This window comes from Roseomonas sp. E05 (assembly GCF_030063475.1).
Classification (GTDB): Bacteria; Pseudomonadota; Alphaproteobacteria; order Acetobacterales; family Acetobacteraceae; genus Pseudoroseomonas.
In genome coordinates, this window is sequence record NZ_JASIRT010000008.1 from 72,042 (window position 1) to 87,144 (window position 15,103).

The 15,103-nt window shown below is 70.7% G+C and carries 18 protein-coding genes; 5 read left to right on the forward strand and 13 right to left on the reverse strand.

The window, feature by feature from the left end; all coding sequences use genetic code 11:
* Positions 1 to 5: 5 nt before the first annotated feature.
* From QMO56_RS10725 to rfaD, 7 genes are all read right to left on the reverse strand, one after another.
* Entirely contained in the window at positions 6 to 938 is a 933-nt protein-coding gene (locus QMO56_RS10725; protein WP_283525592.1) for a ribose-phosphate pyrophosphokinase, read from the reverse strand.
* A 249-nt stretch (positions 939 to 1,187) separates the two neighbouring features.
* Complete coding sequence (locus tag QMO56_RS10730) at positions 1,188 to 2,270, reverse strand: PRC-barrel domain-containing protein (RefSeq protein ID WP_283525593.1); 1,083 nt, start codon at positions 2,268 to 2,270, stop codon at positions 1,188 to 1,190.
* A gap of 388 nt (positions 2,271 to 2,658) precedes the next feature.
* Positions 2,659 to 3,558, reverse strand: coding sequence for a hypothetical protein (locus tag QMO56_RS10735; protein ID WP_283525594.1), 900 nt, complete (start codon positions 3,556 to 3,558; stop codon positions 2,659 to 2,661).
* Positions 3,559 to 3,663: 105 nt separating this feature from the next.
* A complete protein-coding gene (gene pgeF, locus QMO56_RS10740; protein ID WP_283525596.1) occupies positions 3,664 to 4,434 on the reverse strand; it encodes a peptidoglycan editing factor PgeF in 771 nt (256 codons plus the stop codon).
* A complete protein-coding gene (locus QMO56_RS10745; RefSeq protein WP_283525598.1) occupies positions 4,431 to 5,435 on the reverse strand; it encodes a class I SAM-dependent methyltransferase in 1,005 nt (334 codons plus the stop codon). Before QMO56_RS10745 ends, pgeF begins: the two co-directional genes overlap by 4 nt.
* Positions 5,432 to 6,247, reverse strand: a complete 816-nt coding sequence (gene lgt / locus QMO56_RS10750; RefSeq protein WP_283525600.1) for a prolipoprotein diacylglyceryl transferase — start codon at positions 6,245 to 6,247, stop codon at positions 5,432 to 5,434. Before lgt ends, QMO56_RS10745 begins: the two co-directional genes overlap by 4 nt.
* An 8-nt stretch (positions 6,248 to 6,255) precedes the next feature.
* Positions 6,256 to 7,248 carry an ADP-glyceromanno-heptose 6-epimerase gene (rfaD, locus tag QMO56_RS10755; RefSeq protein WP_283525601.1) on the reverse strand — a complete coding sequence of 331 codons (993 nt, stop codon included), beginning with the start codon at positions 7,246 to 7,248 and terminating at the stop codon, positions 6,256 to 6,258.
* A gap of 137 nt (positions 7,249 to 7,385) precedes the next feature.
* Between rfaD and QMO56_RS10760 the strand changes: the two genes are divergently transcribed.
* Entirely contained in the window at positions 7,386 to 7,712 is a 327-nt protein-coding gene (locus tag QMO56_RS10760) for an accessory factor UbiK family protein (protein WP_283525603.1), read from the forward strand.
* 69 nt (positions 7,713 to 7,781) lie between these two features.
* On the opposite strand, the gene QMO56_RS10765 is transcribed toward QMO56_RS10760, so the two are convergent.
* Together QMO56_RS10765 and purB are read right to left on the reverse strand one after the other, a co-directional pair.
* Entirely contained in the window at positions 7,782 to 8,072 is a 291-nt protein-coding gene (locus tag QMO56_RS10765) for a hypothetical protein (RefSeq protein WP_283525605.1), read from the reverse strand.
* Between the two features lie 107 nt (positions 8,073 to 8,179).
* Positions 8,180 to 9,517 (reverse strand): adenylosuccinate lyase, encoded by a 1,338-nt coding sequence (gene purB / locus QMO56_RS10770; RefSeq protein WP_283525607.1) that lies wholly within the window; start codon positions 9,515 to 9,517, stop codon positions 8,180 to 8,182.
* Between the two features lie 190 nt (positions 9,518 to 9,707).
* On the opposite strand from purB, the gene QMO56_RS10775 reads away from it, so the two are divergent.
* The 3 genes from QMO56_RS10775 to QMO56_RS10785 all read left to right on the forward strand — a co-directional run bounded on the left by QMO56_RS10775 (position 9,708) and on the right by QMO56_RS10785 (position 11,832).
* Positions 9,708 to 10,358 carry a TerC family protein gene (locus QMO56_RS10775; protein ID WP_283525608.1) on the forward strand — a complete coding sequence of 217 codons (651 nt, stop codon included), beginning with the start codon at positions 9,708 to 9,710 and terminating at the stop codon, positions 10,356 to 10,358.
* Between the two features lie 209 nt (positions 10,359 to 10,567).
* Positions 10,568 to 11,197, forward strand: coding sequence for a YjbE family putative metal transport protein (locus tag QMO56_RS10780; protein ID WP_283525610.1), 630 nt, complete (start codon positions 10,568 to 10,570; stop codon positions 11,195 to 11,197).
* The gene (locus QMO56_RS10785; protein WP_283525612.1) at positions 11,194 to 11,832 is read left to right on the forward strand and encodes a hypothetical protein; all 639 of its coding nucleotides are present in this window, start codon (positions 11,194 to 11,196) and stop codon (positions 11,830 to 11,832) included. Before QMO56_RS10780 ends, QMO56_RS10785 begins: the two co-directional genes overlap by 4 nt.
* Positions 11,833 to 11,911: 79 nt before the next feature.
* On the opposite strand, the gene QMO56_RS10790 is transcribed toward QMO56_RS10785, so the two are convergent.
* The 4 genes from QMO56_RS10790 to QMO56_RS10805 all read right to left on the reverse strand — a co-directional run bounded on the left by QMO56_RS10790 (position 11,912) and on the right by QMO56_RS10805 (position 14,336).
* A complete protein-coding gene (locus tag QMO56_RS10790) occupies positions 11,912 to 12,319 on the reverse strand; it encodes a hypothetical protein (RefSeq protein ID WP_283525614.1) in 408 nt (135 codons plus the stop codon).
* 4 nt (positions 12,320 to 12,323) lie between these two features.
* Positions 12,324 to 13,316, reverse strand: coding sequence for a GTP 3',8-cyclase MoaA (moaA, locus tag QMO56_RS10795; RefSeq protein ID WP_283525616.1), 993 nt, complete (start codon positions 13,314 to 13,316; stop codon positions 12,324 to 12,326).
* A gap of 82 nt (positions 13,317 to 13,398) precedes the next feature.
* The gene (locus QMO56_RS10800; protein ID WP_283525617.1) at positions 13,399 to 14,163 is read right to left on the reverse strand and encodes a sulfite exporter TauE/SafE family protein; all 765 of its coding nucleotides are present in this window, start codon (positions 14,161 to 14,163) and stop codon (positions 13,399 to 13,401) included.
* A complete protein-coding gene (locus tag QMO56_RS10805) occupies positions 14,160 to 14,336 on the reverse strand; it encodes a DUF3553 domain-containing protein (protein ID WP_283525618.1) in 177 nt (58 codons plus the stop codon). The genes QMO56_RS10800 and QMO56_RS10805 overlap by 4 nt, the downstream gene beginning before the upstream one ends.
* Positions 14,337 to 14,457: 121 nt before the next feature.
* Between QMO56_RS10805 and QMO56_RS10810 the strand changes: the two genes are divergently transcribed.
* Positions 14,458 to 15,054 carry a histidine phosphotransferase family protein gene (locus tag QMO56_RS10810; protein WP_283525619.1) on the forward strand — a complete coding sequence of 199 codons (597 nt, stop codon included), beginning with the start codon at positions 14,458 to 14,460 and terminating at the stop codon, positions 15,052 to 15,054.
* Positions 15,055 to 15,103 lie beyond the last annotated feature (49 nt).

The window sequence follows — 15,103 nt, forward strand, 5'->3', positions numbered from 1 at the left end:
CCGCTTCAGTTGAACAGCGTGGAGACCGAGCTTTCCTCGCTGATCCGTCGCACGGCCTCGGCCAGCAGCGGCGCGATGGTGAGCTGGCGGATATTGGTCGAGACGCGCACCGCCTCGGTGGCCTGGATGCTGTCCGTCACCACCATCTGCTCGATCTGAGCCGCGCCGATGCGGGCCACCGCCCCACCGGAGAAGACGCCATGCGTCACATAGACGCTGACCGACTTGGCGCCGTTCTTCAGCAGCGCGTCGGCGGCGTTGCAGAGGGTGCCGCCCGAGTCGACGATGTCATCCACCAGGATGCAGTCGCGGCCCTCGACATCGCCGATCACGTTCATCACCTCGGAGACGCCGGCACGGGGGCGGCGCTTGTCGATGATGGCGAGGTCGGTGTGCAGGCGGGCGGCGATCGCCCGGGCGCGCACCACGCCGCCCACATCGGGAGAGACGACCATCAGGTCGCGGCCCTTGTAGCGCTCCAGGATGTCGCGCGCGAAGAGCGGGGCGGCGAAGAGGTTGTCCACCGGGATGTCGAAGAAGCCCTGGATCTGCCCGGCATGCAGGTCGAGCGTCAGCACGCGGTCGGCGCCCGCCTCGGTGATGAGGTTGGCCACGAGCTTGGCGCTGATCGGCGTGCGGGGGCCGGACTTCCGGTCCTGCCGCGCATAGCCGAAATAGGGAAGCACCGCCGTGATGCGCCGCGCCGAGCTGCGCTTCAGCGCATCGAGCGTGATCAGCAGCTCCATCAGGTTGTCGTTGGCGGGGTAGGACGTGCTCTGGACCACGAACACATCCTCGCCGCGGATGTTCTCATGGATCTCGACAAAGACCTCCATGTCCGCGAAGCGGCGGATGGAGGCGTGGGTCAAGGGCAGGTTCAGCGCGGCGGCGACCGCCTCGGCGAGCGGGCGGTTGCTGTTGCAGGCGACGATCTTCATGGGGCGCGACATCTCCGGGCAGCGGACCCTGCTGGAAGTCGGGCCCGGCGAGGGACGGGCGGGTGGTAGCAACGTGACGGACATATGTCCATCGCGGACCACACCCTGCCATGCTGCCAGCGTGATTCGGGGATGCGGATGGCTCTGGCGTGGCGGAAAACGGTGCCGCCGGGCCTCTGCGATGCACGGCCCGGCGGCAGCTTTGCGGACGGAGGCGGTCGCTGCGGCGGCCGCCTCCGTCCTCTCGGCTCAGCGGAAGAGGCGGACGTCCGGCCCCCAGCCATAGCGCGAGGCGGCCTGGTCCAGACTGGCCTCATCGAAGTTGCCCTGCGCCTCCAGCTCCTGGCGCGTCATGTTGAGCTGCCCCTGGTCGTTGCCGTCGCCGAACTGGATCCGGTCCATCGGAACGAGGGCACGACGCTCGCCGAGCCCCAGGAAGCCGCCCCATTCGACCACCGCAGCACGGACATTGCCCTGCGGACCGATGACGAGATTCTCGACCTCGCCCGCATCGCGCCCATTGGCGCCGACCAGGTTGGTGCCGACGATGCTCTCGACGCTCTGCAGCGGCATGCCGCCGCTGCCCTGCGTCGCAGCCGCCTGCTGGTTCTTCTGGCGGTCCTGCGAATCCTGCTGCTGCGCCTGCTGGCCCTGCTGCGACGCGTTGTCGCCCTGGCCCATGCGCTCGACCCGCACGACCGCCTCGCCCTGCTGCTCATAGCGCACGTTGGGCTGCCCCTCGCCCTGGCGCACCTGCACCTGCGGCTGGGCGCGCTGCACGTCCACATTGGGCTGCGCCTGGTTCACTGCGACCTGCGGCTGCGACTGCAGAACGCGCACCTGCGGCGGCTGCTGGTTCACGTTCACATCCGGCTCCGGCATGCGAACCGTCACCTGGGCCGGCGGCTGGCGCACGATGATCTCGGGCTGCGGCACCACGACCGTGATCTGCGGCTGGCGCTGGGTCACGTTCACGTCCGGCGCCGTCTGCTGAACCTGCAGGCGGGTGCCGCCGGTCGCATTCTGGGCCTGCTGGTTGCCCGCCTGGCGATGCGCGGACTGGGCGGCGTTCAGCACGTCCTGTGCCTCGCTGCGGACGCGGTTCACGTCCGGCTGCTTGGCCTGGAGGGCCTGCTGCGCCTGATTCACCTCGCGCTCCAGGGTCTGGAAGCCTTGCTGGCCACGGGTCGCGGCGGGGATCTGCCCCAGCGCCTGCTGCACCTGTGTGATCCCCTGCCGGACAGGGGCAATGGCGGCCTGCTGCGCCTGTGCACCCTGTGCGCCCGTGAGATTTTGCAGCGCATTGCGCAGCGTCTGCTCGGCTTGCTGCAACTGCTGCACCGCCTGCGAGCTGGCGGCAGATGAATTGCTTGTGGCAGAAGCCTGAGTATTACGCTGGCCCTGCCCCTGATTCTGCGCCTGAGCGAAGGCAATGGGAGAGGCCGTGAAGAAAACCGCTGTCGCGGCCGAGGCAAGAAGAAGATGCTTCATGGTGAAGGTTCCTGCTTGGCTGGCGTTTCGATTATGCGGCCCGAAACTCGATCTGAGCCGGTCAGCAGGGAATACAAACCGACGTCGGGCGTCGCTTCTCCCTAACCCCGAAACGACTGGGCAGTTCCAAATTCCGCCGCCATTTCGCCCTTTTTTTGCCTTCATTCGCCGCGCTGCAGGCGCGCTGCCGGGGAGGCGCCTCTGGAATGCGCCCCCTCTGTGCCAGCCGTCAGGACCTTGCCGGCGCTGCGGCAGGCGCCGAGCCATCGGCGGCGCCTGCCGGGGGCGCCTCCGTCGTCGTCGCGTTGCGCAGCACGTCCCGGATCCCGTGCGCGGCCTGTTCGGCGGCCACATAGGCGACGTCACCCCACAGGCCGTTCAGCGAGCCGCGGGGCACTTCGTTGATCTGCACCACGCGGCCCAGCTCGTAGCCGTCCCTGCGCGAGACGATCCATTGCAGCTCGATGCGCTGCTTGTTGCCTGGCACCGTCACCGCGTTCACCACGCCCTGCACGGCATAGGTGGCGCCCTCGGCGGTGTCCTGCGGCAGGTAGCCGAGCTGGGTCAGGAAGTTGCTCATGCGGTCGTTCAGGCTCGTGTTGCCATCCCCCGGTGCGCCCTTCACCCCGGCGAGGCGGATACGCAGCGGACCTTCACCGGCCAGCGCCTTCGGGTCGCTGGCCTTGCGGCTGGCCTCCACCCGGCCGAGCAGCGCGGCGATGGCGGGGGCATCGCGGCTGGCCACCTCCTTGAACAGCGCCGGATCCTCCAGGCCCCAGCCCCGCAGCGGCACGGGCTTTCCCGTGGCGGCGCCGAGCGCGGCGCCGTCGGCGTCGCTCAGCCCGTAGCGCGGCACCACCGTCTCACCCTGGCGCTCGGCGGTGACGGTGAGCGGCCAGTCCAGGGGGTTGGATTCGGTGGCGGCGGCGGGCACGTCGGCGGAGCGCAGCGCCGCGGCCAGGCTGTCGGCGAAGGCGGCGGCACCGGCGTCGCTCAGCAGCGCCTGCCCGGGTGGCGGCACGGCGATGCGGTAGGCGGGCGGCAGCACCAGCCGCGGCGCGTCGCCGCCGGGATGGCCGGCATAGGGGCGGATGTCGCCGCAGGCGGCGGCCAGCAACAGCAGCAGCACCGGCACGAGCCGGCGCAGAGGGTCAAAGCATTGCAAAACAGGACACCAGCATGGTCAGCAGCATGAAAACCAGGAACATGATCATGTAGGGCACCGGCGCGGCCCTCATCCGGGCAGGGCGATGGCGGAGAGCTGGTGGCCGATCGGGCCTTCGCCCGCCAGGGTGCGGCGGCGATGGCTGAAGAAGCTGCCGGCATCGGCGAAGGTATCGGCGGCAAGCACCGCCACCGTGCCGGTCCCGGCCGCCACCATCCGCGCGGCGCAGTAGCCCGGCAGGTCGAACTGCCAGTGGCCGGGGCGCCGGCCCTCGATGAAGAAGCGCGTGCTGGCCGGATTCTGTGCCAGCACGGCATCCCGCAGGTCGGCGCCCACCTCGTAGGAATTCTGCCGGATGCAGGGGCCGACCACCGCCGCGACATCGGCGCGCCGGGCGCCGAGCCGCTCCATGGCGCCGAGCGTCTCCTCCAGGATGCCCGCCACGGCGCCGCGCCAGCCGGCATGGGCGGCGGCCACCACTCCGGCCTTCCGATCGGCGAACAGCACCGGGCCGCAATCGGCGGTGACGACGCCCAGCGCCAGGCCCGGCCGGTTGGTCACCAGCGCGTCGGCGGTGGGGCGGGCGTCGTTCGGAACCGGTGCCGTCACCTCGGCCACGGCGATGCCATGCACCTGGTGCGCCCCGGACAGGGCGCTGGCCGGCAGGCCGAGTGCCGCCATGGCGAGCGCGCGGTTGGTGGCCACCGCCTCGGGGTCGTCCTGCCCGGAGAGGGAGCAGTTGAGCGTGGCGAAGCCGCCTTTCGACACCCCGCCGCGCCGGGTGAAGAAGCCATGCGGCAGGCCGGACAGCGGGGTCGCGGTGAGGAATTCGGCGGTCATGCGCTCTCGAAACCGGGCAAGGGGGGGAGGGCAGGGTGGCAAAGCGCCAGGGCCTTGAACAGCCGGCCCATGCCTTCCGGCGCGATCAGCCGCTGCGCCGCGGAGAGCTGGTGCCCCGCCTGGGCCGGCGCGGCGCGGGCCAGCATGGCGGCGCGCGTCACCAGCCCGAGCGACTGCAGGAGCAGCCCTTGCGGCACCGGACCCTGAGCGGCGGCGCCGGCGGCGCGGCCGGCCTCCGCCACCGCCTGGAAGTCCACATGGGCCGTGATGTCCACCGCGCCAGGGGCGGCCAGCGGGTCGGCGGCGCGGTGGCCGGCGAGCGCCTGCAGGCTTTCGCCCAGGCCGCTCCGCGCCGGGCCGTAGTCGATGAACAGCGCCGCGCCGCCCTGCGCCGCCAGCCGCGCGCCGAGGGCGGCGGCCAGGGCGCGCGCAGGCTCGCAGACCTCCTGTACTGCGCCCTCGGGCGCCGCGGAGGGGAGCGCAGGGGAGGATTCGGCCTCCGCCTCGACGAAGGCGCCTTCCTGCACGAAACGCTCGCGCCAGGCACCGCCCCGGCGGACGAACTGGCGGATCGGCAGGGCATCGAGGAACTCGTTGGCCAGGATCAGCGCCGGGCCGGGCGGCAGGGTCTCGGTGCTGCCGTGCCAGATGGGGGCGGCACCGGGGAGGGCGGCGGCCTGGGCGGCGCGCAGGGTGGGGCTCTGCTCCACCAGATGCAGGCGGAGCGCGGCGCGGAAGGCGGGCATGACGCCGGCGACGGCGCGCAGCGCGTCGGCCATCAGCGTGCCGCGGCCAGGGCCGAGCTCGACCAGCAGCACCGGGTCCGGACGGCCCATCTGCTGCCAGACCACCGCCGCCCAGAGGCCGAGGCACTCGCCGAAAGCCTGGCTGATCTCGGGTGCGGTCGTAAAGTCCCCCTTCGCGCCGAAGGGGTCGCGCGCGGCGTAGTAGGCTGCCGCGGCGCGCGCCATGAAGCGGTCGAGGCGCTCGGGGGCGCTCACGCGGGAACCGACCGCTGCGCCGGCTCGGGCCGCGCCGCCAGCATCAGCGCGAGGCCGACCAGGATCATCGGCACGGAGAGGATCTGGCCCATGGTCGCGCCACCCCAGAGGAAGCCGAGCTGCGCGTCGGGCTGGCGGAAGAACTCGCCGATGATGCGCGCCACCCCGTAGCCCGCCAGGAAGGCGCCGGCGGTGAAGCCCTTGCGCGCCCGCAGCGCCGGGATGCGGATGATCACCTGCAGCAGGACGAAGAGGCAGATGCCTTCCATGAAGGCCTGGTAGAGCTGACTCGGATGGCGCGGCTCCGGCCCGGCATGCGGGAAGACCATGGCCCAGGGCACGTCGGTGACGCGGCCCCACAGCTCGCCGTTGATGAAGTTGGCGAGGCGGCCGAAGAACAGGCCGATCGGCGTCACCGCCGTCAGCCGGTCGCCGAAGCGGCGGATGTCCAGCCCCCGGCTGCGGCAGAACAGGATGATGGCGAGGATGACGCCGGCCGCCCCGCCATGGAAGGACATGCCGCCGCGCCAGAGATAGAGGGCCTCCCACGGGGCGGAGAGATAGTGGTCGGGCTGATAGAACAGCACATAGCCGAGGCGTCCGCCCAGGATCACGCCCAGCACCGCCCAGGTGACGAAGTCGTCCACCTGCTCGGCGGTGGCGGCGACCGGCGGCAGCGCGACGAGGCGCCGCATCAACCGCCAGCCGAGCAGGATGCCGGCGATATAGGCCAGCGCATACCAGCGGATGGCGAAGGGGCCGAGCTGCACCAGTACCGGATCGATGGCCGGGTAGGGGATGACGAAGAGCATCCGGCGGCTCAGCGATAGGGGTCGGGCTGGGTCAGGAAGTCCTGCACATAGCGGCGCACGCCGTCCTCCAGGCTGGTTGCGGTGCCGGTGAAGCCGGCGGCACGCAGGCGATCCATCTGCGCCTCGGTGAAGTACTGGTACTTGCCGACCAGATCGACCGGCATATCCACGAAGGCGATCTCGGGCGCCTTGTCCAGCGCTGCGTAGATGGCGCGGGTCAGGTCCAGGAAGGAGCGCGCGGTGCCGGTGCCGACGTTGTAGAGCCCGGAGACCTGTGGATTGTCCAGCAGCCACAGGACCACGGCAACGCAGTCATCGACATGCACGAAGTCGCGCAGCTGCTCGCCATCGGCGATGCCCTCGCGGTCCGAGCGGAACAGCGTGGCCGGCGCGCCGGTCATGATCTGGCGGAACTTGTGCAGCACCACGCTGGCCATGCGGCCCTTGTGGTGCTCGTTGGGGCCATAGACGTTGAAGAACTTCAGCCCGGCCCATTGCGGCGGCGCCGCCTTGCCGCGCACCAGCAGGTCGGTCACCCGGCGGTCGGTGGCGTGCTTGGACCAGCCATAGAGGTTCAGCGGCCGCAGGCGGGCGAGATAGTCCGGCGAGGCGTCGTCCTCGAAGCCCTGCGTGCCGTCGCCATAGGTGGCGGCGGAGGAGGCGTAGATCAGCCGCACGCCATTCTCGGCGCACCAGCTCCAGAGCTGCAGGGTGAGGGAGAGGTTGTTCTCCGCCACCAGATCGCCGTCGCGCACCGTGGTGTCGCTGATGGCACCCATGTGGATGATCGCCTCCGGCCGCGGCGACTCGGCCAGCCAGGACCAGAGCCGGTCCGGCGGCAGGATGTCGGCGATGCCGTGATGCGCCAGGTTGCGCCATTTCTCGCGCCCGGGGTCGCCGGCGCGCAGCCGATCGCAGACCAGCACTTCCGCGCCCCGCTCGCAGAGCGCCGCGACGATGTTGGAGCCGATGAAACCGGCGCCACCCGTGACCAGATACATGCAGCAAGCCTTCCGCGAAGGTGGAAGCGGGAGGGAGGGTCGCCCCGCCGGGCGCGCCGGGTATAGGCGCCGGGCGGCAGGGCGGGCAAGTTGGGTGCCGAGCTTCGGCACGAATGCCGCATGAGGAGAACGAACTGATGGACACCGGTTCCGAGAACGGCCCTGGCCGCCGTGGCCGCTTCTTCGACGATCTGGCCGGCATGGCCGGCGGCGCCTTCTCGGTGATGGCGGGGCTGCGCGCCGAGATGGAGGCGATGGCCAAGTCACAGGTCGAGACGATCGTGCAGCGCCTGGAACTGGTGCGGCGCGAGGACCTCGATGCGGCGCTGGAGGTGGCGCGGCGTGCCCGCGAGGAGAGCGCGGCGCTGGCTGAGCGGGTGGCGCAGCTGGAGGCGAAGCTGGCGGCGCGTGAGCCGGGGGATGAGCCCAAGCCGGGGCCGATGCCCGAGCAGGATATCGGCTGAGCCACGCCGCTCCAGCCATGCAAAAGGCCGGGGGAGGAGACCTCCCCCGGCCTTTTTCGTGCCCGGTGCTCAGTACCGGTAATAGGGTCCGACCGGCGGCGGCCGGTAGTAACGGGGCGGCGGCGGCGGATAATAGACCCGCGGCGGCGGCGGCCGATAATAGCGGGGCGGCGGTCCATAGCCGTAGCCGTAGTGGCGGGGTGGCGGACGGTGCCAGCGCGGCGGCGGCGGCCGGTGCCGCCGATGGTCATGCACCAGCACGACCTCGTCCGCCTGGGCGGGCTGCGGCGCCGTGGTCATCCCGAACGCCAGGCCCGCGGCGGCGGCGGCGATGAGGGCCAGTTCACGCAAGCGGCGCATGGTGCGGTTCCTCCTCAACATGGAAGCCAGATGGCCCCCGCCGTAAGGCAGAACCGTGGCGCGCGGCGGGCGGCACCATGGCCGCCCGTCACGAAATGGTGTGTCGTTCAGCCCTGGCTGAAGACGCGCGCGAAGATGGTATCGACATGGCGGAAGTCGCGCTGCGGGTCGATCGCCGTGTCCAGCGCCGCGGCGTCCAGCTTGCCGGCCACTTCCTCGTCGGCCAGCAGGTTGTCGCGGAAGGACTTGCCGTTGGGCTCGCCGAGCGCGGTCCAGGTGGCCATGGCGGCGCGCTGCACGGCGCGGTAGGCGCCCTCGCGCGAGAGGCCGGCCTGGGTGAGCGCCAGCAGCACCTTCTGGCTGTGCACCACGCCGCCGAGGCTTTCCAGGTTGGCCTCCATGCGGGCCGGGTAGATGGTCAGCTTGTCCATCATGCCGGCGAGGCGGGAGAGCGCGAAGTCCAGCGCGATGGTGGCGTCCGGCCCGATCACCCGCTCCACCGAGGAGTGGCTGATATCCCGCTCGTGCCACAGCGCCACGTTCTCCAGCGCCGGCACCGCATAGCCGCGCACCAGGCGGGCGAGACCGGTCAGGTTCTCCGACAGCACGGGATTGCGCTTGTGCGGCATGGCGGAGGACCCCTTCTGGCCGGGGTGGAAGTATTCCTCCGCCTCGCGCACCTCGCTGCGCTGCAGATGGCGCACTTCGGTGGCCAGCCGCTCGATGCCGGAGGCGACCACCGCCAGCGCGCAGAAGAAGGCGGCATGCCGGTCGCGCGGGATCACCTGGGTGGAAACCGGCTCGACCTTCAGGCCCAGCTTCTCGGCCACGAAGGCCTCCACGCGCGGGTCCACGGCGGCGAAGGTGCCGACGGCGCCGGAAATCGCACAGGTTGCGATTTCTTCACGCGCGGCAGCCAGGCGGGCGCGGTTGCGGGTGAATTCAGCGTAATGGCCAGCCAGCTTCAGGCCGAAGGTGGTCGGCTCGGCATGGATGCCGTGGCTGCGGCCGATGGTCGGGGTGTACTTGTGCTCCTCCGCCCGGCGCTGCAGCACGGTGAGCAGCTTGTCCATGTCCTCCAGCAGCAGATCCGCCGCGCGGACGAGCTGCACGGAGAGGCAGGTGTCCAGCACGTCCGAGCTGGTCAGCCCCTGGTGCATGAAGCGGGCGCTCTCGCCGATTCCCTCGGCGAGCCATGTCAGGAAGGCGATGACGTCATGCCGCGTCTCGCGCTCGATGGCGTCGATCCGCTCCAGGTCGGTGGCCGAGATGGCGGCGGCGCGGGGCTCGCCCTTCTGGCGGATGATGGCGGCATCCTCGGCCGGGATTGTGCCGAGCTGCCCCATTGCCTCGGCAGCCAGCGCCTCGATCTCGAACCAGATGCGGTAGCGGGCCTCGGGCGACCAGATGGCGGCCATTTCGGGGCGGGTATAGCGCGGAACCATGCTGCGACTTCCTGCGTGAGGCGAGAGGCCGGCACGCGGACGGCCCGGAAAGGCCGGGGAATGACCATCTTCCCCCGCCGCGTCAACCATCTGGAGATGCCAAACCTGTCAGTCAATCAACATGACTGTTGTGCAATGTAGGCGCTGGCCTTAAGCGCCCCTGTAGCGAACGGGAACGGGAAACAGCTTCATGGATTTGGGTGCCCTCATGCCCGAGCTGATTGCGCTCGGGCAGGTCCTGCTGATCGACCTGGTGCTGGCAGGCGACAATGCCATCGTGGTCGGCATGGCCGCGGCAGGCCTGGCGCCGGACCAGCGGCGCAAGGCGATCTTCTGGGGCATCGCCGCGGCCACCATCATGCGCATCGGCTTCGCCGCCATCACCACCCAGCTGCTGGCCATCGTCGGCCTGACGCTGGCGGGCGGCATCCTGCTGCTCTGGGTCTGCTACAAGATGTTCCGCGAACTGCGGCATAGCGAGACGCCGGAGGTGCAGGATGCCGAAGCGGAGGCGCGCAGCAGTGGCGAGCGCAAGACGCTGCGGGGCGCCATCATCCAGATCCTGGTGGCCGACGTCTCGATGAGCCTGGACAACGTGCTGGCGGTGGCCGGCGCGGCCAAGGAGCATCTGTGGGTGCTGGTTGTCGGGCTGGGCATTTCCGTCGTGCTGATGGGCGTGGCCGCCACCTTCATCGCCAGGCTGCTGGAGCGGTTCCGCTGGATCGCCTGGATCGGCCTGCTGGTCATCCTCTACGTCGCGATCGATATGATCTGGACAGGCGGCGGCGAGGTGCTGCCCTACTTCACCAGCGGCGGCGCGGGAGAGGGTGCCGGCGGCTGATCAGCCGCGCTCCATTGCGCCGTTGTTATGCACGGGCCGCGCTCCCTCGGGAGGCGGCCCGATTCGCATGAACTCCTTGTCACGCGGCGGCACATGACATGGGAGGCTCCATCTGTCCGCCGCTTCACCCCGCCTTTTCCGTCCACTAGCGTGCCGCCGGTTTCGGAGCCGGCCTGGCGGCTCCGGCCGGTCTGGAGAAAACGGGGTACATGGAAACGCTGACCAGCATGTTGCCGGCCTTGGCCGAGATCATGTGGCTGAACATCATCCTCTCGGGCGACAATGCGGTGGTCATCGGCCTGGCAGCCGCGGGGCTGCCGCCGCATCAGCGCGGCCGGGCGGTGTTGTTCGGCGTTCTCGCGGCGGCGGCGCTGCGCATCATCTTCTCGATCTTCGCGACGTTCCTGCTCGCGCTGTGGTGGATCGACCTCGTGGGTGGCCTGGCGCTGCTCTACATCGCCTGGAGCTTCTACAGGGAGCTGCGGCATGGCGGCGAGGATTCACCCGAGGAAGACGGAGCCGCCTCGGAGAAGAGTCTCGCCCAGGCGCTCTGGCAGATCATTCTCGCCGACGTCTCGATGAGCCTGGACAACGTGCTGGCGGTGGCTGCCGTGGCGCGCGCCAACCTGACGCTGCTCATCGTCGGCCTGGCCATCTCCATCGTGATGATGGGCCTGCTCGGGGGCCTGCTGGCCAAGCTACTGGATCGCTTCAAGATCATCGCCTATGTCGGCGTGGCGCTGATTGTCTATATCGGCCTGGAACTGCTGTGGGAGGGCGTGGTGATGGCGGATGCCGCATTGGGTCTCGGGCTGGGGCTGCAGGGGGCGGTGCATTGAGGGCTGCCGCCCGCTGGCCGGCCCTGCTGGCCTTGGGCGGCCTGCTTGCCGCCTGTGCCGTCCAGCCGCCGGGAGGCGAGGCGGCGGCCACCGCCCGCCCCAGCCTGGATGCGGCACTGGCGCGGCTGCCAGGTCATGCCGCCGGCTTCAGCCGCGGCATGACCACCGACATGGAGGCGAGCCAGCCAGGCCAGGGACGGGCGGTGGACTACGCAACCCCTGCCCATCCCGGCATCGCGGCGCGCGCGGCAATCGCCTCGGTGATCATCTATGACCAGGGTCTGCCGCCGCTGCCGGCGGGCACGCAGGGCACCACGGTGACGGCGAAGCTCGACGAGGGGGTACAGGAGGCGCTGGCCCCCGCGCCAGGGCGCTCCCTGGCGGAAAGTGGCCGCCATGTCCTGCCGGTGGCGGGCGGCGGGCCGCTGCAATGCGCCGAGCTGCAGGGCACCTACGGCCGCACCGCGATGTGGCAACAGATCTGCGTCGGCGTCGCCGCCGGGCGCTTCCTCAAGGTCTTCGTGGCCGTCCCGACGCGGCAGAAGGACCTGCTGGGCCTGGACGCCGACAGCTTCTCGCGCGAGATCGCGCAGGCCGTGCGCGGCGTCTCCGCCGCCCCGGCGGCGCCGTCCTGAGCGACGCCCGGGCGCGCCTGGCGCGGGACAGCGCCCTCTTTCCTTGAATTCAGGTCCTGAGGCAGAGGCTGCAGGGCGCTCAGCGCTGCCGCGGCCAGTCGAGCTTCGGCTCGGCGCGGGGCGAGCGGCTGGTGCCGGTGGGCCAGGCGGCGGGCGGCGGCACCGGCGGTGTCACCCGCGGCGGCTCGCGCGCAGGCGCCGGCCGTTGTGCCAGGGCGGGCGGCTCCGCCCAGGCCTCGGCGGCGGCGATCGGCCGGCGCGCCCTGGCAGGGTCCTCCAGGCGCAAGGCCAGTTCGCGCAGCTCGGCCTGGATCTCGTCGAGCTGCACCTCCAGCGCCTCCAGCCGCGCCTTCACGCCGAAGACGCTGAACGGCATCAGCAGGAAGGCAGCGGCGCAGAGCAGGCCGAGCAGCAGCAGCAGCAGGCCGGTCCATTCCGGCATGCCGGGAATGGCCAGCGAGGTGACGAGGCCGCGCAACCCTTCCATCCGCTCAGCCGCCCGTCACGCTCATGTGGCGCCCGACCGCCGGGCGGTTGTGGCGCCGGTCGATGACGAAGTCATGCCCCTTGGGCTTGCGGGCGATGGCGGCCTCGATGGCGGCGCGCAGCCCCTCCTCGTCCACCGAAGGGTCGCGCAGCACGGCGCGCAGGTCGGCGGCGTCCTCCTGGCCCAGGCACATGTAGAGCGTGCCGGTGCAGGTCAGGCGCACGCGGTTGCAGCTCTCGCAGAAATTGTGGGTCATCGGCGTGATGAAGCCGAGGCGCCGGCCGGTCTCCTTCACCATCATGTAGCGGGCGGGGCCGCCGGTGGCGTAGTCCGTCTCCTCCAGCGTCCAGGTCTCGCGCAGGCGGCGGCGGACCAGGGAGAGGGGGAGGTACTGGTCGGTGCGGTCCTCGTTGATCTCGCCGAGCGGCATGGTCTCGATCAGCGTCAGGTCGAAGCCGTGCTCGCCGCACCAGGCGATCAGCCGGTCGTACTCGTCCTCGTTGACGCCCTTCATGGCGACTGCGTTGATCTTCACGGCGAGGCCGGCCGCCTTGGCGGCGAAGATGCCGTCCAGCGTCTTCTCGATGTCGCCCCAGCGGGTCAGCGCCTTGAAGCGGCTGGGGTCGAGCGAGTCGAGCGAGACGTTGATCCGCCGCACGCCGGCAGCATAAAGGCCCTCGGCATGCTTGGTGAGCTGGGTGCCGTTGGTGGTGAGCGTCAGCTCCTTGAGACCTCCGGCGCCGATGCGCTCGCCGAGGCTGCGCACCAGCCGCATCACGTCGCGCCGCACCAGCGGCTCGCCGCCTGTGAGGCGGATGCGCTCGACGCCGAGCCCGACGAAGGCGCCGCAAAGCCGGTCCAGCTCCTCCAGCGTCAGGATCTGCGCCTTCGGCAGGAAGGTCATGTCCTCCGCCATGCAGTAGACACAGCGGAGGTCGCAGCGATCGGTGACGGAGACGCGAAGATAGCTGATCCGCCGGCCGAACGGATCGATCATGCGGCCAACTCCCGCGGCAGGGGGTGAAACAGGGTCGGAGCAACATTTGGGCCGCCCCACCCGGCCGGCGCAAGCCCCTGGCTCAGCCAAGCAGCGCAAAACCTCCGGCGGCCATCAGCGCCATCAGCGCCAGCCGCTTGTACCAGCGCACCGGCACGATATGGAACATCCGCGCCCCCACCGGCACGCTGAGCAGCAGCAAGGGCAGCATCAGGCCGGCCATCACCAGCACCGGCAGGCCGACCAGCCCGCCCCAGATAGGAGGGATGACGGCGACGATGCCGATCAGTCCGAAATAGAGGATCAGGTTGGCACGGTGCTGCGCCGCCGCCTCCGGGCCGGAGAGCAGGTACAGGATGACCGGCGGCCCGGACATGCCGGTGGCACCCTTCAGCAGGCCGGAAAGCAGGCCGACCAGCAGGTTCAGCCCGAGCGGCCGGCTGCCATGGTAGCGCCAGCCCGACATCATCAGCAGCCCCATGATCACGACGCAGGCGCCGATGACGCGGCGGAGCGTCGGCCCGTCCGCCATCAGCAGGGCATAGGCGCCGACCGGCGTGGCGAGCGCCGCGGCGCCGCCGATCGAGAGGATGACGCGGCGGTTCGCCTGGCCGATGGCCTTGGGGATCAGGTAGGCCGAGACGAACAGCTCCATCAGCAGGATCACCGGCACGCCGGTGCGCGGGCCCCAGAGCGTGGAATAGACCGGCGCCAGCAGGATGGCGGTGCCGAAGCCCGAATAGCCGCGCAGCAGACCGGCAAAGACGGTGGAGAGCAGCGCGATCGGCAACTCCCAGCCGCCGAGCAGGGACAGGGTGCCCTGCCAGGCCTGCAGCAGATCGCTCAACGGGGGTTCTCCACGATGTCGAGCGCGATCTGGGCGGCATTGATCAGCAGCTTGCCGGCATGCTCGAAATTGACGGTCACACGGTCGCCGATCACCGACTGCACCTGTCCGATGCCCCAGTCCGGGCGGTCGGGGTGGCGGACATGCATGCCTGGTTCGAGCGGTGTGAGCATGGCGCACCCTGACCGCGACCGCGGCCACGCGCCAGAGGCAAATCTGTTCACGGAAAGGTGAATATTAAGATAGCTTCAAGCGGCCCCGCGCTATGGGTCCGGGCAGGAAAGGGAGTGCCACATGGAATCCGAAGCAAGCCTCGCACAGGACCTGTGCGCCCGGCTGTGCCATGACCTGGTTGGCCCGCTGGGCACCGTCGCGGGAGCGCTGGACATGCTGGCGGACGACCCGGAGGCGGCCGAGCTGGCGCGCGACGCGGCGGCCGAAATCCGGCGCCGGCTGAAGTTCTGGCGCGTCGCCTGCGGGGGCGGCACCGGCCCGCTCGCCGGTTCCGAGATCCTGGCGCTGAGCGAGGGGCTGGTGGCAGGAGGCCGCGCACGGCTGGAATTCGCCGCACTCGCGCCGGAGGAGGTGTTCCCGCCGCTGCAGGCGCAGATGGTGCTGCTCGCCATCATGCTGGCGGGCGAGGCCCTGCCGCGCGGTGGGGTGGTGCGGCTGGAGCGGAGCGGGACGGCGCTGGCGCTCGCGGCGGAAGGCCGGGTCGTCGCCTGGCCTGCCGCCCTGGCCGCCGCACTGGGCGGAGAGGCGGAAGGCGGCCCGCGTGAGGCGATGGCGGCGCTGCTCCTGCGGCTGGCCCGCGAAGCCGGCTGGGTGGTGGTGCCGGCCGGCCTTGGGGAGCCGGCGGGATTGCGGCTCCTCCCGCCCGCGCAGGGCTGAGGCACCGGCAGGATCGAATCCGGCACCAGTCTTTACGGCTTGTTCGTGG